This window comes from Micromonospora maritima, from assembly GCF_902825405.1.
GTDB classification, from domain to species: Bacteria; Actinomycetota; Actinomycetes; order Mycobacteriales; family Micromonosporaceae; genus Micromonospora; species Micromonospora maritima.
On record NZ_CADEAU010000927.1, the window covers coordinates 1 to 890 of the forward strand.

Annotated in this window: 1 protein-coding gene and 1 pseudogene; both read right to left on the minus strand. The window is 77.8% G+C overall.

Annotated elements, in window-relative coordinates; all coding sequences use genetic code 11:
* Window positions 1–367, minus strand: a pseudogene (locus HUW36_RS33585) (SIS domain-containing protein); the annotation flags it as partial.
* Window positions 364–573, minus strand: a complete 210-nt coding sequence (locus HUW36_RS33590; RefSeq protein WP_174531667.1) for a Trm112 family protein — start codon at window positions 571–573, stop codon at window positions 364–366. The gene HUW36_RS33590 and the pseudogene HUW36_RS33585, both read right to left, overlap by 4 nt.
* Between the last annotated feature and the right edge of the window lie 317 nt (window positions 574–890).

Below are 890 nucleotides of genomic sequence, written 5' to 3' on the forward strand. Positions count from 1 at the left end.
GGCTGCGGCCGGACGCGCTGACCGCGATGACCACGTCCGCCGCGCCCACCCAGCCGGGCACGCCGGCGCTGCGGTGCGGGATGACCGGCACCGGGCAGCGCGGCCCGGCGACGGTCGCCAGCACGTCCCCGGTACGCCCGGCGGTGCCGATGCCGGCGATGACCACCGCACGGGGACGGCCGTCGTCGGCGAGCACCGACAGGTTCGCCTCGGCCGCCAGCGCCGCTGACTCCCGCACCTGGGCGCCGGCGGAGGCGGTGAACCGCAGCATCCCGCCCGGGTCGCGCTCGGACAGCAGCGCCGGGTCGTCCAGCAGGGCCTCGTCCGCGTGCCGGTGGCCGCTGACCCCGGCCGTACCCTCCATCACCGCGACGACCCGCCACGCGCGTCGTCGGCGGCGGCGGGACCACCGCGCGCCTCGTCCAGGAGCAGCACCGGTACGTCGTCGCGCACCTCGAAGACGCGACCGCACTCGGTGCAGGTGAGCGTCTGCGCCTGCGCGTCGTAGTCGAGCGGGGCGTGGTGCGTGTCCGGGCAGGCGAGGATCTCGAGCAACTGCGGGTCCAGGGCCACGGCGCGGCTCCTTCCACGTATGTGGTCTCACCGGTCGGCGGTGCCGTCCGGCGCACGCGATCTTATCGGCGAACCGGCCCCGGTACCGGGCCCGGTTCGGCACCCGGCGACCGGTCCCGCGACCGGGTCACGCCGCCATCACTCTTCGTCACGGTAACCCCGGGGGCACCCCGGGTTCCGGCTCAGTCCGGCATGCGGGGCAACACGCTCGTGGCGTCCCCGCCATCGGGGGCCGGCGGGGTGGAGGCGGGGACCGCGCCGCCGGGGGCCGGCGGGACGGGAGCGGGGACCGCGCCGCCGGGGGCCGGCGAGGCGGG